This window comes from Streptomyces sp. enrichment culture, assembly GCF_964273255.1.
Classification (GTDB): Bacteria; Actinomycetota; Actinomycetes; order Streptomycetales; family Streptomycetaceae; genus Streptomyces.
Genome location: NZ_OZ186835.1, coordinates 6173915 through 6197078, shown reverse-complemented (window position 1 = coordinate 6197078; position 23164 = coordinate 6173915). Strand labels below are relative to the sequence as shown.

The window sequence follows — 23164 nt, the reverse complement described above, 5'->3', positions numbered from 1 at the left end:
GGCGGCACGGTAACAGCGCAAGGACCGCGGCCGGAGGGGTGTCTCAGGGCACGGGCGGCACGGACACCGTCATGATCATCTCCGTCGGCACGTCGCCCCGGTTGCCGTAGGTGTGCGGGGTGCTCGCCTCGAAGGAGGCGCTGGCTCCGGCGGGCACGCGGTGGTCGACCCCGTCGACGGTGAGGGCCAGCTCCCCGGCGGTGACGTGCACCAGCTCGACGGTGCCGACGGGGTGCGGGTCGGAGTCACTGGACTCGCCCGGCATCAGCCGCCAGTCCCACATCTCCAGCGGCCCGGGCGCCTCGGTGCCGGCCAGCAGCCGGCTGTGGCTGCCGGCCTCGGTGTGCCAGAGGCGTACGGCCTGGTCGGCCGGGACGATGCGGACCGTCGGGCCCCGTTCGTAGTCGAGCAGCGTGGGGACGCTGACCCCGAGGGCGTCGCCGATCTTGACGATGGTGCCGATGCTCGGATTGGTGCGGGCCTGCTCGATCTGGATGAGCATCCCGCGGCTCACCCCGGCCCGCGCGGCGAGGGTGTCGAGGGTGAAACCCCGCTCGGTCCGCCACCGCTTGAGGTTGCGCCCCAGGGACCGCGTCAGCAGCTCGAGGTCAGACACTGTCCGCCCGTTCCTGTCCGTTCCCGTCCGTTGCCGTCGTTGCCGTCCGATGCGGTCAGAATAGGCGACCTCCGGACGCCCGCCGCCGACGGCGTCAGCCCTCCAGCTCCAGCTGGGCGGCCCTGCCCGCACCGTCCGGGCTCCCCGGCCCGGTGGGCTCCGGGTCCGGCTCCCCGGGCTGCCGCCCGGCCGGGGCGGCGTCCGCCGCGTCCAGCTCCGCGAGGGCGGCCACGCTCCGCTCGTCCAGCCGGGACAGCGCGCGCAGCTGCCCGGGGGTGACGCCCTCCGGGATGGGGACCGGCGCGGGCGTGCGCAGCGGCGGCTGCCAGCCCTCCTCGGGGGTCCAGCGGCGCACGACGCGCGCCGGGGCGCCCGCGACCACGGCGTGGTCGGGCACCTCGCCACGGACCACCGCACCCGCGGCCACGACGACGTTCCGCCCCAGGCGGGCGCCCGGCAGGATCACCGCGCCGGTGCCGATCCAGCAGCCGGGGCCGATCTCCACCGGTTCCATCCGCGGCCACTGCTTGCCGATGGGCTCGTGCGGGTCGTCGTAGGAGTGGTTGGTGGAGGTGACGTAGACGTAGGGGCCGAAGTAGCAGTCGCTGCCGATGCTGACCGTGGTGTCGGCGATGACGTGGCTGCCGCGGCCGAGCACGACGCCGTCGCCGATGCGCAGGATCGGCTCGGGGCCGAGGTCCAGGTCGGGCATGAGCCCCGCGGTGAGCGTGACCTGCTCGCCCACGATGCAGTGCGCGCCGAGGTGGATCCACGGCTCGCCGAACACGGTGCCGAGGGGAAAGGCCAGCCGGGTGCCGGTGCCGAGGGCGCCGAAGCGGAAGCGGCCCGGGTGCTGTGCGGTCACCGAGCCGGTGCGCTGTGCCCAGGCCCAGCCCGCGTGGACCGCGCGCTGCGCGAGGCGGCGCGGCCAGGACGAGAACGTGTTCCTGCTTTTCGGCACGCGCTCACCGTAGTCCGCGCGCGGGCCGGCGGGGGCCCGGGAGACCTGTGATCTTCACCCCACCGGAGTGGCGTACGGTGCTCTGCATCACGTGAGCGGGAGGCGACATGAAGCACAGGCCGCTGATCATCGGCATCGGCGACAAGGAACCGGACGTGCCCGAGGAGGCGTTCGTGGCGCCGACGGCGAGTGTGATCGGCGACGTGACGCTGCACGAGGGGGCGAGCGTCTGGTACGGGGCGGTGCTCCGCGGGGACGTGGAGCGCATCACGGTCGGCGCGCACAGCAACATCCAGGACAACTGCACGCTCCACGCGGACCCGGGCTTCCCCGTCAGCGTGGGCGAGCGGGTGTCCGTCGGGCACAACGCGGTGGTCCACGGCGCGACCGTGGGCGACGACTGCCTGGTGGGCATGGGCGCGACCGTGCTCAACGGCGCGGTGATCGGCGAGGGTTCCCTCGTCGCCGCGCAGGCGCTGGTGCCGCAGGGCATGCAGGTCCCGCCGGGCTCCCTGGTGGCGGGCGTGCCGGCGAAGGTCCGGCGGGAACTGACCGCGGAGGAGCGGGCCGGGCTCACGCTCAACGGCACGATGTACGCCGACCTGGCCACGGCCCACGCGGAGCAGGTGTACGGGCTGTAGGGCGGACCTCCCGCCGGGCAACGGGCTGTAGGGCGGACCTCCCGCCGGGCAACGGGCTGTAGGGCGGACCTCCCGCCGGGCCCACAGAGGGAGAGGCGGCACGGCCGAGGCCGGTCCCGGCACGACCGGGCCCCCCGGTTCCGTGGCCGTGCCGCCCCGGGTCTGCGACCGCGCGGCGGCGGGGTCGTGGCCGCGCGGCGACCGGGGTGGGTGGCCGCCGCGGCGGCACGGGCGGAGGGGCGGTTCAGGCGGCCCCGGTCCAGGTCCACTCCGCGACTTCGGGCAGGTCGGTGCCGTGCTCGCGGATCCAGGCGTGGTGCCGGGTCCGGGCGTCGGCCATCCGCTGGCGGAGGGCGGCGGCGCGGACCGCGAGGCCGGGCACCCGGTCGATGACGTCCATGACGAGCCGGTAGCGGTCGAGGTCGTTGCGGACCACCATGTCGAACGGCGTCGTCGTGGTGCCCGCCTCCTTGTAGCCGCGCACGTGGAGGTGGGGGTGGCCCGCGCGCCGGTAGGCGAGACGGTGGATCAGCCACGGATAGCCGTGATAGGCGAAGATCACCGGCTTGTCGGTGGTGAACAGGCCGTCGTACTCGAAGTCGGTCATGCCGTGCGGGTGTTCCCCGCGGGGCAGCAGCCGGGCCAGGTCGACGACGTTGACGACGCGGACCGCCAGTTCCGGCAGCTCGCGGCGGAGCAGGTGGGCGGCGGCCAGCACCTCCTGGGTCGGCACGTCGCCGGCGCAGGCCAGGACGACATCGGGTTCGGTGCCGTTCTCGGTGCCCGCCCAGTCCCAGATGCCGGCGCCGCGGGCGCAGTGCACGCGGGCCTCGTCCATGGACAGCCAGTCGAAGCAGGGCTGCTTGCCGGCCACGACGACGTTGACGTAGTCACGGCTGCGCAGCGCGTGGTCGGCGACCGAGAGCAGGGTGTTGGCGTCCGGCGGCAGGTAGACCCGGACGACCTCGGGGCTCTTGTTGAGCACGTGGTCGACGAAGCCGGGATCCTGGTGCGAGAAGCCGTTGTGATCCTGGCGCCACACGTGCGAGGTGAGCAGGTAGTTCAGTGAGGGGACGGGCGCGCGCCAGGTCAGGCGGCGGGCGGTGCGCAGCCACTTGATGTGCTGGTTGACCATCGAGTCGACGATGTGCACGAACGCCTCGTAGCTGGAGAACAGCCCGTGCCGGCCGGTGAGCAGGTAGCCCTCCAGCCAGCCCTGGCAGAGGTGTTCGGAGAGGACCTCCATCACCCGGCCGTGCCGGTCCAGGTCCTCGTCGACGTCGAGGGTCCCCGCCTGCCACGCCTTGCCGCTGGCACCGTAGACCGCCTGGAGCCGGTTGGAGGCCGTCTCGTCGGGGCCCACCAGACGGAAGTCGCGGCGCCCGGCGGTGTCCGCCATGACCCGCTCCAGGAAGCCGCCGAGCACCCGCGTGGGCTCGTGCAGGGTGCCGCCCGGTTTCTCGACGGGCACCGCGAACGCGTCGAGGGACGGCAGCGGCAGGTCACGGGTGAGCAGCCCGCCGTTCGCGTGCGGGGTCGCGCCCAGGCGCCGGGCGCCCTCCGGGAGGCAGGCCAGCACGTCCGGGACGGGACGTCCCCCGGCGTCGAACAGTTCGTCCGGCCGGTAGGACGTGAGCCATGCCTCCAGCTGCCGCAGGTGGTCGGGGTTGTCGCGGACTCCGGCCAGCGGGACCTGATGGGAGCGCCAGGTGTTCTCCACCGGCTTGCCGTCGACCTCGGCGGGTCCGGTCCAGCCCTTCGGGGTGCGCAGCACGATCACCGGCCAGCGCACCCGCTCCGTCGCCCCCTCCTCGCGGGCGGCCCGCTGCGCCTCGGCGATCCGGTCCAGGGCCGTGTCCAGCGCGGCGGCCATCGCCCGGTGGACGGCGGCCGGTTCGTCGCCGGCGACGTGGATCGGGTCGTGCCCGTAGCCGCGCAGCAGTGCGTCGAGTTCGTCCTCGGGGAGGCGGGCGAGCAGGGTCGGATTGGCGATCTTGTAGCCGTTGAGGTGCAGGATCGGCAGGACGGCACCGTCGTGGACCGGGTCGAGGAACTTGTTGGAGTGCCAGGAGGCGGCCAGCGGCCCGGTCTCCGCCTCCCCGTCCCCGATCACGCAGGCCACCAGCAGCCCGGGGTTGTCGAAGGCGGCGCCGTAGGCGTGGGCGAGGGAGTAGCCGAGTTCACCGCCCTCGTGGATCGAGCCGGGGACCTCCGGGGCCACGTGGCTGGGGACGCCGCCGGGGAAGGAGAACTGCCGGAAGAGCTTCTCCATGCCGTCCCGGTCCCGGCCCACGTCGGGGTACGTCTCGCTGTAGCTGCCCTCCAGCCAGGAGTTCGCCAGCACGGAGGGGCCGCCGTGACCGGGCCCCCAGATGCACAGGGTGTCCGTGCCCCGTCGCGCGATCACCCGGTTGAGGTGCGTGTACACCAGGTTCAGCCCCGGAGAGGTGCCCCAGTGGCCGAGCAGGCGCGGCTTGATGTGCTCCGGGCGGAGGGGTTCGCTGAGCAGGGGGTTGGCGAGCAGGTAGATCTGGCCGGCGGCCAGGTAGTTCGCGGCCCGCCAGTGGGCGTCCAGGGTGCGCAGTTCCTCGTCGCTGAGTACGGTCCGGTGGTCCTGGTCGCGGTCCTGATACTGATCCGGGTCCGGGTCCTGGTGCTCGGGCATGGGTGGCTCCCTGGGTGGTCTGCACGACGGTCGGGCGGGTGGACGGGGCGCGGACGGGCACCGGCGGGCGCCGCCGCACCGGCACCACGGACCACTCGGCACCACGGACACCTCGGTACCTCGGCGTCCGCGCCTCATGCGTCCGGCCCCGGTGCGTCCGGGCCGGGTGCCCCGCCTCTCGCGCGGAGTACCAGCTTCCTGCGTTCCCCCGCGCCGCGCGTCCGGACCGCGCTGTCCGGCGCAATCACCCCGCCGGGACGGCGGGCGGACGACGGGCGGGCCGGTAGCCCGACGGCGGACGGGCGACGGGCAGCGGCCGGACGGCCGACGGACGGCCGACGGGCGGCGGACGGGTGGCCGACGGGCGGGGTGCTCGCGCCGGGCAGCATCGGGCGGGCGCCGCCGCGTGCCGGAGGCGACGGGCCGCCCCGGGCTTCGTGCCGCCCCGTGCCGCACGACCCGGGCTTCGTGCCGCAGGACCCGGGCTTCGTGCCGCCCGTGCCGGAGGCCCCGGGCCCGGCACGTCGCCCCTGCCGGGCCCGGGAGGGTCACTCGTGCGCGACGACGGCGACGGGGGCGGCCGCGTGGTGCAGCACGGCATGGGTGAGGGAACCGATCCGCCCTCCGAACGGGCCGCGCCGCGTCCGGCGGCCGACGACCACGAGGCTCGCCTCGCGGGACGCCTCGACCAGGCGGACCGAAGGGCTGCCGCCGATCGACTCCTCCTCCACCTCCACCTGCGGGTACCGCTCCCGCCACGGCCGCAGCGCCTTCGTCAGCGCCTCCGCCTCGGCGGCGGCCACCCCGTCGTACAGCTCGGGATCGGCCGGCAGCCCGTGGACGTAGTAGGGCGGCAGGTTCCAGCCGTGCACCGCGTGCAGGCCGGTGCCGCGCCGCGCGGCCTCCTCGAAGGCGAACCCGATCACCGCGTCCTCCGGCCGGGCCGCGTCCACGCCGAGGAGGACCGGCCGGTAGCGGGTCGCGGCCGAGGGGATGCCGGCGGGGTCCGGCTCGTGCTCGTCGGCGGCCTGCTCACCGGCCCGCACAAGGACCACGGGCCGCTGCGTCCGGGCGATGACACCGAGGCCGACCGACCCGACCAGGAAGCCGCCGAGCGGGCCGAGCCCCCGGGAGCCGAGCACCAGCAGGTCGGCGCCGGCCGATGCCTCGACGAGCACGTCGACCGCACGGCCGTCGGTCTGGTCGGCGACGACCTCGATCCCGGTGTGCCGCAGCCGCAGCCCCTCGGCCGTCTCCCGCAGCACGCTCCACCGAACGCCGCCGGCGCCGGCCGCGGTCGCCTCCGGGCCCGAGTCCGGGTCCGGTGTCCTGCCGGGAAGCGGGAAGCGGGCCTCCGGCTCCGGCTCCCGGACGTGCAGCACACGCAGCGGCAGACCGCGCAGCCTCGCCTCACGGGCCGCCCACTCGGCCGCGGCCCTGCTCTCGGGCGAGCCGTCGAGGCCGACCGTGATGGTGGGGGACATGGTGCACCTCCTGCTGAGCGGTGATCGCGTCCAGCGTCCAGCTTGGAGTACCCGCCCCCGGGGCCGGCAGGGGCCACAGGTCCCGGCCCGGAGCCGGAGGGCCCGGAGCCGGAGGGCCCGGAGCCGGAGGGCCCGGAGCCGGAGGACCTGGGCACGGCACCGGTCCGCACCGGGGCCCCGGTCGGCATCGGGAGGGGGCCGTACGGCCCATGGACGGGCCGTCGTCCCGGGCGGACGCTGGAATCGGCAGCGCAGACACCGTCGCAGCCGGCGCCGACACCGTCGCAGCCGGCGGCACAGACACCGTGGAAGTCGTACGTCTCCGGGAGGCCCGCCATGTTCGCTCCCCCGTCCCCCAGCATGCCGCGCGCCCTGCCCGCCGAGCAGCGGGCGCGTCTGCTGAGCACCGCCCGCGAGGTGTCCTTCCCGCAGGGCACCCGGCTCTTCGAGGAGGGCGGCCGGGCGGACCGCTTCTGGGTGGTCCGCACCGGCACCGTGGAACTCGACATGCGGGTGCCGGGCCGCCGCCCGGCCGTCATCGAGCGCCTCGGGCACAACGAACTGGTCGGCTGGTCCTGGCTGTTCACCCCGCACGTGTGGCACCTGGGGGCCGAGGCGGCCACCCCGGTGCGGGCCCACGAGTTCGACGCCGCGGCGGTGCTCGCACTGTGCCGGGAGGACGCCGGACTGGGCCGGGACCTCACCCAGTGGGTCGGCAACGTGGTCGCCCACCGGCTGCACGCCGCCCGCATCCGGCTGCTCGACCTGTACGGCCCCTACGGAGCGGGCACGGTCTGAGCCCGGCGGAGCGGGCACGGTCCCGGCCGTGCGGAACCGGAACGGCCCGAGCCGAGCCGCCCTTCGGCCCCGTGCGTCCCTGCCGCACGGACCCCGCGGGCAGGCAGCCGCACGGGGCGGACGGGCTCACCGGACGGGCCTCACCGGACGGACCGGGCAGGCCGGACGGGCCCGGGCGGGGGCCGCGCCGGGAGGCCGGTCAGCCGTTGGGCCGGAGGGTCCACACGACGGTCATCTCACCGGTCACGTCCCCGTCCTCCCGCCGGATGGCGACCGAGACCGGGAACTCGGGGCGCTGTCCGGCGTCAAGTTCCGCCACGACCTCGGCGGCGGGACGCCCCAGCGTCGCGGTGGCGGTGACGGGGCCCATCGCCAGCTTGCGGTAGGCGATCTCGGCGCGGACCGCGAGCGGCACGGCGCGTGCGAGCTGGTCCCCGAAGGCGGCGAGCACGATCGCGCCGCTCGCGGACTCACCGAGCGTGAACATCGCACCGGCGTGCGGGCCGCCCACGTGGTTGTGGTACTCGCCCTGGTCCGGCAGGGCCACCACGGCTCGTTCCGGCGTGGTCTCGATGAACCGGAGGTTGAGGGTCCGGGCCATGGGAACGGTGGCGGCGAGCATCTCGCCGACGGACATCTGGTCTGCGCTCATGGCCGCAGGTTACCCGCGAGTAGGGCCGAGGGCCACAGCCGTCCGCGCCCGTCGGCTCCGAGTTGCTACGTCCCCGTCAAAGGGCGGTGACCGAATCGTGTCCGGAGCGCGGCTAGGGTTGCTGCCCATGTGGCCAGGACAGCAGCCGCCCGGGGGCGAGCAGAACCCGCAGGACAACAACCCGTACCAGCAGCCGGGGTACCAGCAGCCGAATCCGTACCAGCAGCCCGGCTACCAGCAGCCGAATCCGTACGCACAGCAGCAGCCGCAGTGGAACGCGCCGACCGTGCCGGGCGACCCCCACACACCCAAGGGCGGGGACGGGAACCGCACCAAGCTGGTGGCGATCATCGCGGCGACGGCCGTCGTGATCACCGCCGGGGTGACCGGATTTCTGGTGCTCGGGGGTGACGAGGACGACACCGCGAAGGGCGGCAAGGACGGAAAGGCCTCGGCGAGCGCGTCCGCGGAGGCGTCCAAGGAGCCGAGCGCGTCGGCCTCCGAGGACAACCCGCGCGGCGGCGAGGCGGAGAAGGCGACCATTCCGGGCTGGCAGGTCGTCGTGAACACGCGCTTCGGCACGAAGTTCGACGTCCCCGCCGACTGGGAGATCGATACGCCCGGCACCAGCGTCGGCTTCGAGTGGGAGGACAAGGACGGGGAGTGGGACCGCACCACCGTCACCGCTCCCGCCTACCTCAAGTCCAAGTGGTGCACCACCGACGACGACAAGGACGGCCGCGACGAGGACACCGCTCTCGTCACAGCGGGCACCCGCGGTGAGAACGGTGCCAAGACGACCGACCAGGCGGCCGAGACCCGCGTGCCGTGGTGGATCTTCGGCGGCTACACCCAGCCCGACAAGAAGAGCGTGAAGACGGTCAAGCCGAAGCCGTACACCACGACCTCCGGCATCAAGGGCAGCCTCGCCACCGCCCACTCCGAGGGCACGCCGCAGAAGGGCAAGTGCGACAGCGAGGGCAAGGCGATCACCTTCGCGTTCAAGAACGGCGCGGGCGACTACGTCACCTGGAACCTCTTCGGTGCCAAGGGCGTCAAGGACGAACTCTCCGACGCGACCATCCAGAAGATCCTCAGCACCGTGCGGCTCACCGAGGAGCCCCCGACGGGCACCTGACGCCCGGCGTCCGGATCGTCACCGGCGGGCGGGGCCGGCATTTGGCAACTCGGCCCCGCCCCGGCGATAGTCACGGGGTGTCCACCACCGTCTCCCGTCGCCGTCCCGCCTGGGCCGGACGCAACTACACGCTGCTGACCGCCTCCGCCGTGGTGACCAGCCTCGGCAGCAACGGCGCCCTGATCGCCGCCGCCTTCGCCGTCCTGGCCGCGGGCGGCGGCGCCGGCGACGTGGGCCTGGTCGCCGCCGCGCGGACCCTGCCCCTGGTGCTGTTCCTGCTGATCGGCGGCGCGGTGGCGGACCGGCTGCCGCGGCACCACGTGATGGTGGCGGCCAACGTCCTGAACTGCGTCTCCCAAGGCGTCTTCGCCGTCCTGGTGCTGGCGGGCGAGCCGCTGCTGTGGCAGATGATGCTGCTCAGCGCGCTCGGCGGCACCGGCCAGGCGTTCTTCGGCCCGGCCGCCGAGGGCATGCTGCTCTCCTCGGTCGAAGGGGAGCAGGCCGGGCGGGCCTTCGCGGTGTTCCGGATGGCCATGCAGGGCTCGGTCCTCGGCGGTGCGGCGCTCGGCGGTGCCATGGTGGCCGCCGTCGGACCGGGCTGGGTGCTCGCGGCGGACGCGGCCGCCTTCGCGGTGGCGGCGGCGCTGCGCGCCTTCCTCGACGTGCGGCACATCCCCCCGCGCGCGCCCGGCGGCGGGCTGCTCTCCGACCTGCGGGAGGGCTGGCGGGAGTTCGCCGGACGTCCCTGGCTGTGGAGCATCGTCGTCCAGTTCTCCCTGGCCAACGCGGTGGTGGCCGCGGCCGACGCGGTCTACGGGCCCCTGGTCGCCCGGGACCACCTGGGCGGCGCCGCACCCTGGGGGCTGGCGCTGGGCTTCTTCGGCGGGGGCACCGTGGTGGGCGCGCTGATCATGACCCGCTGGAAACCGGTCCGGCTGCTGTTCACCGGCACCCTGTGCGTGTTCCCCCTGGCGTTGCCCTCGGCCGCGCTCGCCGTGCCGGTGCCGGTGGCGGTGCTGTGCGCGGTGATGTTCGTGACCGGGGTGTCGGTGGAGGTGTTCGGCGTGTCCTGGATGACGGCCCTGCACCAGGAGATCCCGGAGGAGAAGCTGTCGCGGGTCTCCGCCTACGACTGGTTCGGCTCGGTCGCGCTGGTGCCGCTGGCGACCGCCCTGGCCGGGCCGGCCGAAGCGACGCTCGGGCGCCCCGAGGCCCTGTGGGGGTGCGCCGCGCTGATCGTGGTGGCCACCGGGGCGGTGCTGTGCGTCCCGGACGTCCGCAACCTGCGCCGGCGGACCCGCGCGGTCGCCGAGTCCCCCGCACCGGACGGCCGGCCCGAGGTGGTCGAGAAGGCGTGACGGGCGCGGGCGGGAGCCCGGCGGCCCCCGGCCACCCCACGCGACGACGCGCCGCCCGTTCCCGCGTCCGCGGGTCCGCCCGCTCGACCGCCGTGCCCGGCCCGCCCGGCCGCGGGTCCACCGTGCCGGCCCGCCGACCTCGGCCACCGGCGCCCGGACGATGGTGACCGGCACCGCGCACGGGCCCGCGCGCCGGGCCGCCTTCCGTGCGACGGCCGGGGGTGACGGCGCGTCCGGTCAGCCGATGCCGAACGCGCCCTCGGGCGGCACGGGGGACGGGACGGCGTCCTCGTCGCGCACCGGGCGGGCGCCCGCCGTGAACCTCCGGAGCGCCTCGCCGTGTTCCACCCGGGCCGGGAAGGCGTCGGCGGCGGTGCGCCGGGCCAGCGCGGCGGTGTCGAGGGGCCGGTGGGCCGCGGCCAGCAGGGCGTTGCCGAAGCGGCGCCCGCGCAGCACTCCGGGCTCGGCGACCAGCACCAGCTCCGCGAAGCACGTGGCCAGCGTCGCCAGTTGCGAGCGCAGGAAGTCGAAGGGCGCCGCGTCCGCCAGGTTGGCGAGGTAGACGCCGTCGTGACGCAGGACCCGGGCGGCCTCCTCGGCGTAGGAGACCGTGGTGAGATGGGCGGGCACCCGGGAGCCGCCGAACACGTCGGCGATCAGGACGTCCGCGGAGCCGGAGGGTGCCTCGCCCAGCCAGGCCCGCGCGTCCGCCGTGTGGACGGTGACGCCGCTGTCCCCGGCCAGCGGCAGGTGTTCGGCGACGAGCGCGGACAGGGCGCCGTCGGCCTCCACCACGTCCTGCCGGGAACCGGGCCGGGTGGCGGCCAGGTAGCGGGGCAGGGTGAGCGCGCCGCCGCCGAGGTGCACGGCGTCCAGCGGTCGTCCCGGCTCGGCGAGCGTGTCCAGGACGTGGCCGATCCGCCGGGCGTACTCGAATTCGAGGTGGCGCGGGTCGTCCAGGTCGACGTACGACTGCGGCGCCCCGTCGACGGTGAGCAGCCAGGCGCGGTCCCGGTCCACGTCGGGCATCAGCTTGGCGGTGCCGTGGTCGACGGCGCGGGTCACGGGGAGGGGCTCGGTCACCGCTCCATTGTCCCCTCGGCCCCGGGAGCCACCGGACCCGGCCGGCGGGCGCGAATGCCGCTCAGCCGATGCGGGCGGCGGGCGCGGACGCCGGCCGGCGGCGGGCTGCCCGCCCCCGGTCGGGGGCGGGCAGCCTCGCGGGCCGTTCAGCCGACCTCCGTCACGGTGCCGGCGCCGACCGTGCGTCCGCCCTCGCGGATCGCGAAGCCGAGCCCCGGCTCCAACGGCACCTCGCGGCCCAGCTCCACGGTCATGGTCACCGTGTCACCGGGACGGGCGACGGCCGTCGTGCCGAGGTCGACGTCGCCGACGACGTCCGCCGTGCGGAGGTAGAACTGCGGCCGGTAGCCGGTGGAGACCGGCGTGGTGCGGCCGCCCTCCCGGGCGGACAGCACGTACACCCGGGCGGTGAACCGTCGGCCCGGCACCACGCTGCCCGGCGCGGCGACCACGTGTCCGCGGCGCACCGCGTCACGGGGCACCCCCCGCAGCAGCAGCGCCACGTTGTCCCCGGCCTGCGCCTCCGGCATCGGCCGGCCGAAGGTCTCCAGGCCGGTCACCACCGTCTCCACGCCCGCGCCGAGCACCTCCACCCGCTCGCCGACGCGGATCGTGCCGCGCTCCACGGCGCCGGTGACGACGGTCCCCCGGCCGGTGATCGTGAGCACGTTCTCCACCGGCAGCAGGAAGGGCGCGTCCACGTACCGCTCGGGCATCGGCACGTACGTGTCCACCGCGTCCAGCAGCGCGTCGATCGACGCCGTCCAGCGCGGGTCGCCCTCCAGCGCCTTCAGTCCGGACACCCGGACCACGGGCGCCGCGTCACCGCCGTAGCCGTGCGCCGACAGCAACTCGCGAACCTCCAGCTCGACCAGGTCGGTCAGCTCCTCGTCGCCCGCGTCCGCCTTGTTGAGGGCGACGACGATGTGGTCGACGCCGACCTGACGGGCCAGCAGCACGTGCTCCGCGGTCTGCGGCATGATCCCGTCGAGGGCGGAGACCACCAGGATCGCCCCGTCCAGCTGGGCCGCGCCGGTCACCATGTTCTTGACGTAGTCGGCGTGGCCGGGCATGTCCACGTGCGCGTAGTGCCGGGTGTCGGTCTCGTACTCGACGTGGGCGAGGTTGATGGTGATGCCGCGCGCGGCCTCCTCGGGCGCCCGGTCGATGCGGTCGAACGGCACGAAGCTGCCGCCGCCGCGCTCGGCGAGGACCTTGGTGATGGCGGCGGTCAGGGTGGTCTTGCCGTGGTCGACGTGCCCCATCGTGCCGATGTTCAGGTGTGGTTTGGTGCGGACGTACGCCGTCTTGGACATGGCGGTACCTCGAAGTCTCTCGGTGGTGCTGCGTGACGGCCCCGGCGCGGCGGCATCGGCACGCGGCGGGACGGGGACCCCGGGAGGAACCGGCCGACCCTCCCCCTGCGGGGTCCGCCGGTCGATCCGGGGAGGGTCAGCTTCGGGCGCCGTCGGCGGCGGCCAGGAGAGCGTCGACGGCAGCCTTCAGGGCATCCGCTGCGGCGGATGCGTCGAGGAGAAAGGCGTACCGGACCATGGCGTCGATCCTGGCGGACGCGCCGCCCCACGTCGAACGGTTTTCCGCGCGACCCCACGTCGAACGGTTTTCCGCGCGGCCCCGGGCGGGGCGCCGGACCGGCGGTGTGCGCGGGGACACCTCCGGGGGCGGGACGGCCACGGACGGATCGCCACGTCCCGGGCGCGCGCCCGGGACGTGGCCCGGGCGGGCGCCGCTCCGCCCGGCTCCTCGAGCGGCGCCTCAGCCGGCTCCTCAGCCGGCGCCGATGTTCTTCAGCGCCTCCCGCACCGACAGCGGCGCGAGCCGGTCCCGTTCACGGGCGACGAAGGCGCGGACCGCCTCCGGGTCGGTCTTGGCGTATTCACGCAGGCACCAGCCGATGGCCTTGCGCACGAAGAAGTCCGGATGCCCCGACTGGCGGGCGCAGTAGCCGAAGAGGCGCCCGGTGTCCGTGCGTTCCTTGTAGCGCAGCTGGTGCAGCAGCGCGGTCCGGACGAGCCACAGGTCGTCGTCGGCGCTCCAGTCGTCCATCCGGGCCGCCAGACCGCGGTCGGCCGCGACCAGCGCGCCCACCACGTGGGCGGCGAGCAGGTCCACGGTGTCCCACCACGGAACGGTGGTGAGCAGGTGCCGGGTCACGGTCAGGAAGCCGGAGGAGCAGTGCCGTACGTGGCGCCGCAGGTAGTCCACCGCGAAGTACTGGTACTCGCGCTCGGGCAGGCTCCAGCAGCGCAGGGCGATCGCCGCGCAGTCCGCCTCGGCGGGCCGGGGCAGGCCCTCCACCACGGTGCGGGACAGGGCCCGGCGGACCGGGGTGGCCAGGCCCAGGAAGGGGGCGACGTCCTTCATGTACGCGCGCATCCCGACCGCCCGCTCCGGATCGGCAGCCGCCGGGTAGACGGTGGTGAGCCGGTGCAGGACGGTGTCGGCGAGCGGACTGGCGGGCACCTGCGGGATGCCGCCCTCGGCGCCCGGTACGGCGGCGTTCATGAGACGCACACTACGGCGATCACACCGGCGCGTCGGCTACTGTCGCCGAATGCTCGATGCCTCCACCCGCTCTGGCGGCACGGCCACGGCTCCTCCCCAAGCCGTCGGCCCCCACGATCTCGCGCTCTCCGTCCCCCTGGCCCCGTCCGCTCCCGTGACGGGCGCGGCGGCCCGCTGCGCCAGAGTGCTGCTGTCGCCCTGGTCCCGGCTGTCCCTGCTCGTGGTGCTGCTGCTGGCGGCGGCCTCCGCGATGCTGCTGTTCGAACCGCAGCGGCTGCTCACCGACGGCTTCCCGTCCCAGTTGGGCGGGGCGGCGGCCGTGGTGCTGTACGCGGTGGCGTACGGGGTGTGCACGGTGGCGTTCGTGCCGCGTCCGCTGCTCAACCTCGGGGCGGGCGCGCTGTTCGGCACCCAGCTCGGTCTGGGTGCGGCCCTCTGCGGCACGGTGCTCGGGGCGGGGCTGGCGTTCTGCCTCGGGCGGGCGCTCGGGCAGGACGCGCTGCGTCCGCTCCTGCGGGGGCGGTGGCTGAAGGCCGCCGACCGGCAGCTCAGCCGGCACGGTTTCCGGTCGATGCTGGCGACCCGCCTGTTCCCCGGGGTGCCGTTCGCCGCGGCCAACTACTGCGCCGCGGTGTCGCGGATGGGCCTCGTGCCGTTCCTGCTGGCGACCGCGCTCGGTTCCATCCCGAACACCGCCGCCTACGCCGTCGCGGGCGACAGTGCCTCGGCGCCCACCTCGCCCACCTTCCTGATCGCGCTGGCCTGCATCGCCGTCCCCGGTCTGGCGGGCGGACTGGTGGCGTGGCGCAAGCGGCACCAGCTGCGCGGACGGTGAGGACTGCGGCGGGGCGACGCCCGGCCCGCGGCCCCGCCTCCTCCCTCACGGCGGGTGCGGCGCACCCGTCCCGGCCGGGACGCTCCTCGCCCGCAGGGCGCAGCCGTGGGGCCGCCCACCGCGGAGTCGACGGCCCGTCCACGGACCGCGGCCGCACGGTCAGTACCCCGACGGCCTCCGCACGACCGGCCCGACGCCTGCCGACCACCGTCCGACGCGTCTCCCGGTCCCGTCCACGCGGGGGGATCCGCCGCCCCCTCCCCTCCGGGCGACGCGGCCGGGGCGGACCCCGCGACGCCCCTGCACCCCCTGTTCATTTCGGCAGGCTACGCTGCCCCCGCGGCGCGCCCGATCATCGATCACCGCACCCTGCGGTCCGGCGTGCCCGCTCCCCCTTTCCACGATCGGCAGTTGGACTCCGCTACCTCATGTCTTGGTTTGAATCCCTCATCCTCGGACTCGTCCAGGGGCTGACCGAGTTCCTCCCCGTCTCCTCCAGCGCGCACCTGCGCCTGACGGCGGCCTTCTCCGGCTGGGAGGACCCGGGCGCGGCGTTCACCGCCATCACGCAGATCGGCACCGAGGCGGCGGTGCTCATCTACTTCCGCAAGGACATCGGCCGGATCCTGTCCGCCTGGACGCGGTCCCTCACCGACAGGGAACTGCGCAGCGACCGCGACGCGCGCATGGGCTGGCTCGTCATCGTCGGCTCCCTCCCGATCGGCGTCCTGGGCCTCACGCTCAAGGATCAGATCGAGGGACCGTTCCGCGACCTGCGGATCACCGCCACGATGCTTATCGGCATGGGCATCGTCCTCGGCATTGCCGACCGGCTCGCGGCCCGCGCCGAGCGCGGCGGCCGGCACCGCGCCGCCAAGCAGCCGAAGGAACTGACGGACCTGACCGTGAAGGACGGCCTGATCTACGGCCTCTGCCAGGCCATGGCCCTGGTCCCGGGCGTCTCCCGCTCCGGCGCCACCATCAGCGGCGGCCTGTTCATGGGCTACCGGCGCGAGGCCGCCGCCCGCTATTCGTTCCTGCTCGCCATCCCGGCCGTGCTCGCCTCCGGCCTCTTCGAACTCAAGGACGCCACCGAGGGCGGACACGTCTCCTGGGGGCCGACCGTCTTCGCCACGGTCATCGCGTTCGCCACCGGGTACGCGGTGATCGCCTGGTTCATGAAGTTCATCTCCACCCGTAGCTTCATGCCGTTCGTCTGGTACCGGATCGCCCTGGGCATCGTCATCATCGTGCTGGTCAGCGCGGGTGTGCTGAGCCCGGGGGCGGGCGAACCGGCTCACTGAGGCCGCCTGCGCGGTCAGCAGCTCTCCCCGTCCTTGACCGCGAACAGGGTCACCCTGGTGTCCGTGGGGTGCGTGCCGGGCGCCGGGTCCTGGCTGCACACCACCCAGTTGCGGTCGAAGACCTGCAGCCGGTTCTGTCCGCTCGCGTCCTGGTCGTCGAGGGCGTAGAAGCCGGCGGCCTGGGCCGCGTCCTGGGCGGCCTGCAGGTCCTGGCCGGTGAAGTCCGGCAGCGCGGCGGAGGCCGGTGCGGAAGCGGATCCGGCGTCCGCCCCGGCCTCGGAGCCGGTCTCAATCCCGCCCTTGTCCGGCCCGGTGGCGCTCGTGTCCCCGGGGTCGCCCTGCGGATCGCTCCCGGGGGTGCCGTCGGCGTCCCGGCCGGCGGTGCCCGACGAGGCGGAGCCGACGCCCCCGCTGTCGGTGCCCTCGCAGGCCGTGAGCGTGAGCAGGGCCGCGGCGGCGAGCGCGGCGGCGACGGTACGGATGTGCATGGTTCGTCCCCCGGGGTGCGGTTTTGGGCAGGGCGATCAGCGTGGCAGACGTGTGCGCGCGGTGAGCGAGGTGTGACGATTCCGTGACGCAGGCGTAGAAGCAGACGCGGACGCGGAGATGGACGCAGACGCAGGGCTCACGGGCGGCGCCGAACGCGCCCCGCTTCCGGCGTTCCTGACGTGACGTCAGCCGGACCCCTGGCCTGGACGGCACCGCCCCGCCCGCCCCACAGCCCACGCACTCCCACCGTCGTACGGACGTGGAACGGGGCCGTCCCGGACCACTCGGCGCGGTGCGGTTCGGCGCGCCTCCCGCGGGGGCGCGGGCACGGAGGCAGGGGGCGGCGGGAGCCACCGGGGACGCGGGCCACCGTGCCGCAACACCCGTAGCCGTCCGGTAGCGCAGTGTCAGTGCGTGGGCCTAGGCTGTCCGCATGTCCCCCGATTTCGTCACCCCTGGTTCCGTGCGGTCCGCCGACGACGTCAACGAGCAGATCCGTGCGCTGTGGCTGCGCGCGGGCGGCTCCCTGTCGGCCTCCGAGCGGGCGGAGTACGAGTTGCTCGTGGTCGAGTGGGCTGCCGCGATCCGTGGCGGGATCGTCGAGGCGGCCTGAGGCCCCGCGTCCGCGGCGGGGCGTGCGGAGGCCCGGAATCCGGGCCGCCCCGCTCCCCGCCCGCCCCTCCGCCCTCCCGCTCCGGCGTCGCACGCTTCTCCTCCTCCCCCTCCCCGCTCCCCCGCCCCGGCCGCGGGTGCTCTACAACTCCCTTACCGGGACGCCGCGTTCACCGCGTTCACCGCATGCACCGTGTCAGCGTCCGCCGGCCACCCGCAGCACCGTCCCCGTGGTGTACGAGGCGTCCGGTGACATGAGCCAGGCCACGGCCGCCGCGATCTCCTCGGCCTGTCCGGCGCGGCGCATCGGGATCGCGGCGGCGGCCTGCCGGGCCCGGTCCGGGGCTCCCATCGCGGCGTGCATCTCCGTGTCGATCACCCCCGGTGCCACCGCGTTGACCCGGATCCCGTCGGGACCGAGCTCCTTGGCCAGACCGAGCGTCAGCGTGTCGACGGCCGCCTTGGTCGCCGCGTAGTGGACGTATTCGCCGGGGCTGCCGAGGGTGGCGGCGCCGGACGAGATGTTGACGATCACGCCCTCGCCCCGGGGTGTCATCAGCTGCGCGGCCCGCCGCGCGCACAGCAGCGTGCCCATCACGTTGACGTCGACGACCCGCCGCAGGGTGTCGGTGCCGACGTCGGCGAACCGGCCCAGCGGTCCGGTCACCGCCGCGTTGTTCACCAGCCCCGTCACCGGGCCGAGTTCCCGCTCCGCCACCTCGAAGAGCCGCTCGACGTCCGCCTCCACGGAGGTGTCGCCCCGCACGGTGACGGCGCGCGCGCCGGCCGAGCGCACGCCCCGGGCCACGGCGTCCGCGGCGTCCGCGTCGCGCACGTAACCCACCACCACGTCGTGCCCCTCGGCCGCGAGCCGCAGACTGGTGGCGGCCCCGATCCCCCGGCTCCCGCCGGTGACCACGGTGACGAGTCGTTTCATGTCCTGCCTCCCGGAGACGGCGCCTGCACGGTCCCCAGATTCGCAGACCCGGTCGCGGGGCCCGCGCCGGACCCGGGCGGCCGGACGGCCGGCGGCGGGCGGCGGGCAGCCGGGCAGCCGGGCAGCCGCGCGACGAAAGTCCGGACGGCCCCCTTGGCGCCCCACGCCCCCTGGTCAACACTGATCCGATGACCCAGCGTGTGGAGCTCGCGACTGTGAGGGACCGGCTGGCCGTGGACGCGCTCGTCACCGAGTACGCGGTGGCCGTGGACGACGGCGACTGGGAGGGATTCCGCGGGCTGTTCGCACCGGGCGGGAGGGCGGACCACCGCGCGGCGGGCGGCATCGAGGGCAGTGCCGGGGAGGTGGCGGACTGGCTGGCCGAGTCCCTGTCGGGGTTCCCGGTGCGGCAGCACCTGATCGTCAACCGGCTGGTGCGGTTCGGCGTCCGGGAGCTGGACACCGGCGACACGGCCGGCGTACGGGCCGACTACATCAGCCCCTTGGGCGGCGGCGCCCGGGACGGCGGGGGCGCGGCACCGCCGGACGTGGTGTGCGGGGGCCGGTACACGTTCGCCCTGGTGCGCACGGAGGACGGCTGGCGGCTGAGCGAGGTGGTCGTGCGGGAGACGTGGCGGCGCCTGCCCAGTCCGGGGCTGCCGGTGTGATCGACTGAACCGGCCCGCGCTGCCCCGGATCGCCCGCGGGCGCACACTGGGGCCATCACGGGGTAGGGAGCCGCCCATGAAGACGTTCGGTCGCCGGCTCGCCTCCCCGTGGTACCGCTCCGCCGTGGCGGTGGTCGCGGGCGCCCTGCCGGTCCTGGCCTTCCCCGCCCCGTCCCTGTGGTGGTGCGCCGGTGTCGCGCTCGTGCCGTGGATCCTGCTGGTGCGGGGCGCGCCGACGGGACGCCGGGCGGCGCTCGACGGGTGGTGCGGCGGTTTCGGGTTCATGTTCGCCATGCACCACTGGCTTCTGCCGAACCTGCACGTGTTCACGTTCGTCATCGCCGCGCTGCTCGGGGCGCTGTGGGCGCCCTGGGGGTGGCTGGTGCGCAGGCTCCTGGGCGGTGTGCCGTCCCGGGGCCGGGTGGTGGCCGCGCTGGTGGTGCTGCCGTCGGGCTGGCTCGTGATCGAGCTGGTCCGGTCGTGGCACGCCCTGGGCGGGCCCTGGGGGGTGCTCGGCGCCAGTCAGTGGCAGGTGGGCGCGGCCCTGCGGCTGGCCTCGGTGGGCGGCGTCTGGCTGGTCGGTCTGCTGCTGGTGGCGGTGAACGTGGCGGTGGCGGTGCTCGTCGTGGTGCGCGCGGCGCGGCTGCCGGCCGTGGCCGCGCTGGTGACGGTGGCCGCGGCGGGTTCGGCGGCCTGGGTGTGGTCGCCGCGGCCGCACACCGACGAACGGGTCCGGATCGCGGTCGTGCAGCCGGGGGTGGTCGCCGGGCCCGCGAGCGCGGACCGCCGGTTCGACCGGCAGGAACAGCTCACCCGCCGGCTGGCGGGCCAGGACGTGGACCTCGTGGTGTGGGGCGAGAGCAGCGTGGGCTTCGACCTGGGCGACCGCCCCGGCCTGGCCCGGCGGCTCGCCGCGCTGTCCCGGGACACGGGCGCCGCACTGCTGGTGAACGTGGACGCCCGGAGGTCCGACCGGCCCGGCATCTTCAAGAGCTCGGTGCTGGTCGGCCCCGACGGCCCGACCGGTGACCGGTACGACAAGATGCGGCTGGTGCCGTTCGGGGAGTACATCCCGGCCCGTTCCCTGCTGGGCTGGGCGACCTCGGTCGGCAAGGCGGCGGGCGAGGACCGCAGGCGCGGTACGGAGCAGGTGGTGATGGACGCGGGCGGCGGGCTGCGGATCGGCCCGATGGTGTGCTTCGAGACCGCGTTCCCGGACATGGGCCGGAGTCTCGCCGAGGACGGCGCGGACGTGCTGCTGGCCCAGTCGTCGACGTCGACGTTCCAGCAGAGCTGGGCGCCGGAGCAGCACGCGTCGATCGCCGCGCTGCGGGCCGCGGAGACCGGCCGGCCGATGGTGCACGCGACGCTGACGGGCGTGTCCGCCGTGTACGGCCCGGACGGCCGGCGGGCCGGGCCGTGGCTGGGCACGGGAACGTCCGGCACCCATGTCTACGACGTGCCGCTGGCGCACGGTACGACGCCCTACGTCCGGTTCGGCGACCGGGTGCCGCAGGCGGCCCCGGTCGTCGTCGCGGCCTGGTGCGTCGTGGAGGCCCTGCGGGTCAGGCGGCGGCGGGACGGGTCACCGCGCGCACCACGCGCTCGCACAGTTCATGGGTCTCCAGCGCGTCCCGGGCGCTGAGCACCCGTCCGGCGCGGACCGCGTCGAGGAAGGCGAGCACGGCCTGTTCGATGCCGCGCTGCCGGGCCACCGGGACCCAGTCCCCGCGCCGCCGCACGGTGGGCTGGCCCTTGTGGTCGACGACCTCCGCCAGGTTGAGGACCTGGCGCTTGGAGTCCTGCCCCGAGACCTCCAGGATCTCCTCGGCGGATCCGCTGAGCCGGTTCATCACCCCGAGCGCGGTGAAGCCGTCTCCGGTGAGCTGGAGGACGACGTGGTGCAGCAGTCCGCCCTCGGTGCGGCCGCGCACGGTCACGTCGTCGACCGTGCCGGGCACGAGGAAGCGCAGGGTGTCGACGACGTGGATGAAGTCGTCGAGGACCATGGTGCGCGGATCCTCGGGCAGGCCGACCCGGTTCTTCTGCAGGAGGATCAGGTCGCGCGGGTGCTCGGCGCACTGGGCGTAGCCCGGGGCGAAGCGCCGGTTGAAGCCGACCGCGAGGCTCACACCGCGCGCCTCCGCGAGGTCCACGAGACGGGTGGAGTCGGCGAGGTCGTAGGCGAGGGGCTTGTCGACGTAGGTGGGGACGCCGGCGTCGAGCAGCCGGGCCACGATGTCCGGGTGGGCCGTGGTGGGCGCGTGCACGAAGGCCGCGTCGAGATCCTGGGCGAGCAGGGAGTCGAGGTCGGCGTGGCGCCGGTCCGGCGGCAGGTGGAGGCCGTCGGCGACGCGGGTGAGCGTGGCGGGCGTCCGGGTCTGCAGGTGCAGCGTCACGTCGGGCAGGGTGCCCAGCACCGGGAGGTAGGCCTTCTGCGCGATGTCGCCGAGTCCGATGCAGCCGACCTTCACGGGGTGTTCTCCTCTAGCCGTCGCCTGGCGTGGTCTGCCGGGAAGCATACGGCGGCCGGGGCGGATGCCAGTCGGCGATGCCGTCGAAGGTGCGCAGCAGGAGTCCGGGGGCTGCCCTGGACACCGCCGCCAGGGCGTGGTCGCGCAGGGCGATGCCGGCCCGGCTGGTCATCAGGTTCAGCCGGGCCGCCCGGACCGCCTGGCGGGCGATCGCGGTGGTGCGCGGCAGCCGGGCCGCCGTGTAGGCGGTGAGGTCACCGCTGTGGTGGGCGAGGACGACGGCGTCCTCGATGGCCTGGTTGCCGCCCTGGCCGAGGTTGGGCGGCATGGCGTGCGCCGCGTCGCCGACGAGTGCGACCCGGCCGTGGTGGAGGGCGGGCAGCGGCCGGGCGAGGTGGTGCACGTCGTGCCGCAGCACGTCCTCGGGGCGGGCGGCGGCCAGGACGGCGGGGACCGGGTCGTGCCAGTCGCCGTAGAGCCGCAGCAGTTCGGCCTTCTCGTCGTCGGGGGCCCGGCCGCCCTCGGGCGTCCGGGCGGCGGCGTAGGCGTAGACCCGGCCGTCCCGCAGCGGATGCGTGCCCCAGATGCGGCCCGGGCCCCACGTCTCGTGGGAGGCGAAGTCGGCGCCCGGTACGGGGATCAGGACCCGCCAGGTGGTGAACCCGGCGTAGACGGGGCCGGGACGGTCCGGGAAGAGGGTGCCGCGCACGGCCGAGCGGATGCCGTCGGCGGCCACCACGAGGTCCGCCGTCAGCTCCCCGTCGGGGGTCGACACGCGGGCCGGCCGGCCGGGGTCGGCCGGGTCGCCGGGGTCCAGGACGCGGGCGTCGGCGGCCGTGCGGACGGCGTCCGGCGGCAGGGTGGCCGCCAGGTGGCCGACGAGGGTGGCGCGGGACAGGAGGACGAGCGGGCCGCCGAAGCGTTCGCTGGCGGCGGCGGCGCTGGAGCGGACCAGCCACCGCCCGTCGGGTGCGCGCACTCCTCCGTCGCCCTGGAACGCGGCCAGGGCGCGGACGGCGTCGCCGACGCCGATCAGGTCCAGGGCGCGCAACGCGTTGGGGGCCAGGGAGATCGCCGCGCCGGCCGGGGCGAGCGATGCGGCCCGCTCCAGGACCGTCACCCGGATCCCGCGCCGGTGCAGCGCGGACGCGGCGGTCAGTCCGCCGATCCCGCCGCCGATCACGACGGCCCGCTCGACCTGTGCCATGGCTGACTCCTCCCGACGGTGACTACACCTGTAGTGCCCGTGGGCACGACTGTACTACAGCGGTAGTGCGGACGGTAGGTTGAGCCCATGTCCGTGAGCACCGCAGGCGCCTCCCGCGCCGATCTTGTCGCCGACGCCGCCCTGTCCCTGCTCGCCGAGCGCGGGATGCGCGGCCTGACGCACCGGGCGGTCGACGAGGCCGCCGGACTGCCGCAGGGCTCCACCTCGAACGTGGCGCGCACCCGTCAGGCGCTGCTGGAACTGGCGGTGCGGCGGCTCGCCGAGCGGGAGGCCCGGGTCCTCGCCCTGGACGCCCTGCCGGACCCCGGCCAGGGCACCGGCGCGGTGGTGGACGCGCTCGCCCTGGCCACCCACCGCGCCCTGACCGGCAACCGCGACCTCACCCTCGCCCGCTACGAACTCGCCCTGGAGGCGACCCGCCGCCCCGAACTGCGCGCCCACTTCGACGCCACCGGCGCCCGGTTCCGCGACCTGTTGACCGCCCTCGTCACCGGACTCGGCTCCACCGACCCCGGCCGGCACGCCCTGTCCCTGATCGCCTGGGCCGACGGGCTGCTGTTCTCCTGCGTGGCCGGGTCCTTCGGCTCGCGCCCGCCCGGTCCGCAGGAACTGCGGGACAGCTTGCGTGAGGTGCTGCAGGGGATGCTCGACGGCTGAAAACGCGTCGTGGCGCGGCGCGGCATGCGTGAGGATGC

The 23164-nt window shown here is 75.1% G+C and carries 22 protein-coding genes; 10 read left to right on the top strand and 12 right to left on the bottom strand.

The features are described from left to right. Window positions 1–43: 43 nt before the first annotated feature. Together ACSU53_RS27040 and ACSU53_RS27035 are read right to left on the bottom strand one after the other, a co-directional pair. Entirely contained in the window at window positions 44–616 is a 573-nt protein-coding gene (locus ACSU53_RS27040; protein WP_437031856.1) for a helix-turn-helix domain-containing protein, read from the bottom strand. A 94-nt stretch (window positions 617–710) separates the two neighbouring features. After that, complete coding sequence (locus tag ACSU53_RS27035; RefSeq protein WP_437031854.1) at window positions 711–1577, bottom strand: acyltransferase; 867 nt, start codon at window positions 1575–1577, stop codon at window positions 711–713. Window positions 1578–1684: 107 nt separating this feature from the next. On the opposite strand from ACSU53_RS27035, the gene ACSU53_RS27030 reads away from it, so the two are divergent. Continuing rightward, window positions 1685–2218 (top strand): gamma carbonic anhydrase family protein, encoded by a 534-nt coding sequence (locus ACSU53_RS27030; protein WP_437031852.1) that lies wholly within the window; start codon window positions 1685–1687, stop codon window positions 2216–2218. A gap of 244 nt (window positions 2219–2462) precedes the next feature. Here ACSU53_RS27030 and ACSU53_RS27025 read toward each other — a convergent pair whose 3' ends face one another. After that, window positions 2463–4883, bottom strand: a complete 2421-nt coding sequence (locus ACSU53_RS27025; RefSeq protein ID WP_437031850.1) for a phosphoketolase family protein — start codon at window positions 4881–4883, stop codon at window positions 2463–2465. 548 nt (window positions 4884–5431) lie between these two features. Then, complete coding sequence (locus ACSU53_RS27020; protein WP_437031848.1) at window positions 5432–6367, bottom strand: universal stress protein; 936 nt, start codon at window positions 6365–6367, stop codon at window positions 5432–5434. A gap of 336 nt (window positions 6368–6703) precedes the next feature. Here ACSU53_RS27020 and ACSU53_RS27015 point away from each other — a divergent pair, with 336 nt between their 5' ends. Next, window positions 6704–7165 carry a cyclic nucleotide-binding domain-containing protein gene (locus ACSU53_RS27015; protein ID WP_437031846.1) on the top strand — a complete coding sequence of 154 codons (462 nt, stop codon included), beginning with the start codon at window positions 6704–6706 and terminating at the stop codon, window positions 7163–7165. A 199-nt stretch (window positions 7166–7364) separates the two neighbouring features. Here the strand turns inward: ACSU53_RS27015 and ACSU53_RS27010 are convergent, their stop codons facing one another. Continuing rightward, window positions 7365–7802: a DUF4442 domain-containing protein gene (locus ACSU53_RS27010; RefSeq protein WP_437033437.1), complete on the bottom strand. Its 438-nt coding sequence runs from the start codon at window positions 7800–7802 to the stop codon at window positions 7365–7367. Window positions 7803–7944: 142 nt separating this feature from the next. On the opposite strand from ACSU53_RS27010, the gene ACSU53_RS27005 reads away from it, so the two are divergent. Both ACSU53_RS27005 and ACSU53_RS27000 read left to right on the top strand, forming a co-directional pair. Next, entirely contained in the window at window positions 7945–8955 is a 1011-nt protein-coding gene (locus ACSU53_RS27005; protein ID WP_437031845.1) for a hypothetical protein, read from the top strand. A 77-nt stretch (window positions 8956–9032) separates the two neighbouring features. Then, entirely contained in the window at window positions 9033–10313 is a 1281-nt protein-coding gene (locus ACSU53_RS27000; protein ID WP_437031843.1) for an MFS transporter, read from the top strand. Window positions 10314–10550: 237 nt separating this feature from the next. Here ACSU53_RS27000 and ACSU53_RS26995 read toward each other — a convergent pair whose 3' ends face one another. The 3 genes from ACSU53_RS26995 to ACSU53_RS26985 all read right to left on the bottom strand — a co-directional run bounded on the left by ACSU53_RS26995 (window position 10551) and on the right by ACSU53_RS26985 (window position 13922). Next, a complete protein-coding gene (locus tag ACSU53_RS26995; RefSeq protein ID WP_437031841.1) occupies window positions 10551–11396 on the bottom strand; it encodes a spermidine synthase in 846 nt (281 codons plus the stop codon). 146 nt (window positions 11397–11542) lie between these two features. Continuing rightward, window positions 11543–12712, bottom strand: a complete 1170-nt coding sequence (tuf, locus tag ACSU53_RS26990; protein ID WP_437031839.1) for an elongation factor Tu — start codon at window positions 12710–12712, stop codon at window positions 11543–11545. Between the two features lie 472 nt (window positions 12713–13184). Then, window positions 13185–13922 carry a DNA alkylation repair protein gene (locus tag ACSU53_RS26985; RefSeq protein WP_437031837.1) on the bottom strand — a complete coding sequence of 246 codons (738 nt, stop codon included), beginning with the start codon at window positions 13920–13922 and terminating at the stop codon, window positions 13185–13187. A gap of 49 nt (window positions 13923–13971) precedes the next feature. Between ACSU53_RS26985 and ACSU53_RS26980 the strand changes: the two genes are divergently transcribed. Together ACSU53_RS26980 and ACSU53_RS26975 are read left to right on the top strand one after the other, a co-directional pair. Further along, window positions 13972–14757, top strand: coding sequence for a TVP38/TMEM64 family protein (locus ACSU53_RS26980; protein WP_437031835.1), 786 nt, complete (start codon window positions 13972–13974; stop codon window positions 14755–14757). 428 nt (window positions 14758–15185) lie between these two features. Continuing rightward, window positions 15186–16061 carry an undecaprenyl-diphosphate phosphatase gene (locus tag ACSU53_RS26975; protein WP_437031833.1) on the top strand — a complete coding sequence of 292 codons (876 nt, stop codon included), beginning with the start codon at window positions 15186–15188 and terminating at the stop codon, window positions 16059–16061. Window positions 16062–16075: 14 nt separating this feature from the next. Here ACSU53_RS26975 and ACSU53_RS26970 read toward each other — a convergent pair whose 3' ends face one another. Further along, entirely contained in the window at window positions 16076–16549 is a 474-nt protein-coding gene (locus tag ACSU53_RS26970) for a PASTA domain-containing protein (protein ID WP_437031831.1), read from the bottom strand. 434 nt (window positions 16550–16983) lie between these two features. On the opposite strand from ACSU53_RS26970, the gene ACSU53_RS26965 reads away from it, so the two are divergent. After that, window positions 16984–17163 carry a hypothetical protein gene (locus tag ACSU53_RS26965; protein WP_437031829.1) on the top strand — a complete coding sequence of 60 codons (180 nt, stop codon included), beginning with the start codon at window positions 16984–16986 and terminating at the stop codon, window positions 17161–17163. Window positions 17164–17358: 195 nt separating this feature from the next. Here ACSU53_RS26965 and ACSU53_RS26960 read toward each other — a convergent pair whose 3' ends face one another. Then, a complete protein-coding gene (locus ACSU53_RS26960) occupies window positions 17359–18099 on the bottom strand; it encodes an SDR family NAD(P)-dependent oxidoreductase (RefSeq protein ID WP_437031827.1) in 741 nt (246 codons plus the stop codon). A 188-nt stretch (window positions 18100–18287) separates the two neighbouring features. Between ACSU53_RS26960 and ACSU53_RS26955 the strand changes: the two genes are divergently transcribed. Continuing rightward, on the top strand, window positions 18288–18767 hold the full coding sequence (locus ACSU53_RS26955; RefSeq protein WP_437031825.1) for a nuclear transport factor 2 family protein: 480 nt from the start codon (window positions 18288–18290) through the stop codon (window positions 18765–18767). A 76-nt stretch (window positions 18768–18843) separates the two neighbouring features. Further along, complete coding sequence (gene lnt, locus ACSU53_RS26950; RefSeq protein ID WP_437031823.1) at window positions 18844–20412, top strand: apolipoprotein N-acyltransferase; 1569 nt, start codon at window positions 18844–18846, stop codon at window positions 20410–20412. On the opposite strand, the gene ACSU53_RS26945 is transcribed toward lnt, so the two are convergent. Then, entirely contained in the window at window positions 20333–21241 is a 909-nt protein-coding gene (locus ACSU53_RS26945; RefSeq protein ID WP_437031821.1) for a Gfo/Idh/MocA family protein, read from the bottom strand. The genes lnt and ACSU53_RS26945 overlap by 80 nt on opposite strands. A 13-nt stretch (window positions 21242–21254) precedes the next feature. After that, window positions 21255–22448 (bottom strand): FAD-dependent monooxygenase, encoded by a 1194-nt coding sequence (locus ACSU53_RS26940; protein WP_437031819.1) that lies wholly within the window; start codon window positions 22446–22448, stop codon window positions 21255–21257. An 87-nt stretch (window positions 22449–22535) separates the two neighbouring features. On the opposite strand from ACSU53_RS26940, the gene ACSU53_RS26935 reads away from it, so the two are divergent. Continuing rightward, the gene (locus tag ACSU53_RS26935) at window positions 22536–23126 is read left to right on the top strand and encodes a TetR/AcrR family transcriptional regulator (RefSeq protein ID WP_437031817.1); all 591 of its coding nucleotides are present in this window, start codon (window positions 22536–22538) and stop codon (window positions 23124–23126) included. The last annotated feature ends 38 nt before the right edge of the window (window positions 23127–23164 follow it).

Coding starts and splice junctions, on each gene's coding strand:
- ACSU53_RS27030 (WP_437031852.1), top strand. CDS start 1,685: ATGAAGCACAGGCCGCTGATCATCGGCATCGGCGACAAGGAACCGGAC.
- ACSU53_RS27025 (WP_437031850.1), bottom strand. CDS start 4,883: ATGCCCGAGCACCAGGACCCGGACCCGGATCAGTATCAGGACCGCGAC.
- ACSU53_RS27020 (WP_437031848.1), bottom strand. CDS start 6,367: ATGTCCCCCACCATCACGGTCGGCCTCGACGGCTCGCCCGAGAGCAGG.
- ACSU53_RS27015 (WP_437031846.1), top strand. CDS start 6,704: ATGTTCGCTCCCCCGTCCCCCAGCATGCCGCGCGCCCTGCCCGCCGAG.
- ACSU53_RS27010 (WP_437033437.1), bottom strand. CDS start 7,802: ATGTCCGTCGGCGAGATGCTCGCCGCCACCGTTCCCATGGCCCGGACC.
- ACSU53_RS27005 (WP_437031845.1), top strand. CDS start 7,945: ATGTGGCCAGGACAGCAGCCGCCCGGGGGCGAGCAGAACCCGCAGGAC.
- tuf (WP_437031839.1), bottom strand. CDS start 12,712: ATGTCCAAGACGGCGTACGTCCGCACCAAACCACACCTGAACATCGGC.
- ACSU53_RS26985 (WP_437031837.1), bottom strand. CDS start 13,922: ATGAACGCCGCCGTACCGGGCGCCGAGGGCGGCATCCCGCAGGTGCCC.
- ACSU53_RS26980 (WP_437031835.1), top strand. CDS start 13,972: ATGCTCGATGCCTCCACCCGCTCTGGCGGCACGGCCACGGCTCCTCCC.
- ACSU53_RS26975 (WP_437031833.1), top strand. CDS start 15,186: ATGTCTTGGTTTGAATCCCTCATCCTCGGACTCGTCCAGGGGCTGACC.
- ACSU53_RS26970 (WP_437031831.1), bottom strand. CDS start 16,549: ATGCACATCCGTACCGTCGCCGCCGCGCTCGCCGCCGCGGCCCTGCTC.
- ACSU53_RS26965 (WP_437031829.1), top strand. CDS start 16,984: ATGTCCCCCGATTTCGTCACCCCTGGTTCCGTGCGGTCCGCCGACGAC.
- ACSU53_RS26960 (WP_437031827.1), bottom strand. CDS start 18,099: ATGAAACGACTCGTCACCGTGGTCACCGGCGGGAGCCGGGGGATCGGG.
- ACSU53_RS26955 (WP_437031825.1), top strand. CDS start 18,288: ATGACCCAGCGTGTGGAGCTCGCGACTGTGAGGGACCGGCTGGCCGTG.
- lnt (WP_437031823.1), top strand. CDS start 18,844: ATGAAGACGTTCGGTCGCCGGCTCGCCTCCCCGTGGTACCGCTCCGCC.
- ACSU53_RS26940 (WP_437031819.1), bottom strand. CDS start 22,448: ATGGCACAGGTCGAGCGGGCCGTCGTGATCGGCGGCGGGATCGGCGGA.
- ACSU53_RS26935 (WP_437031817.1), top strand. CDS start 22,536: ATGTCCGTGAGCACCGCAGGCGCCTCCCGCGCCGATCTTGTCGCCGAC.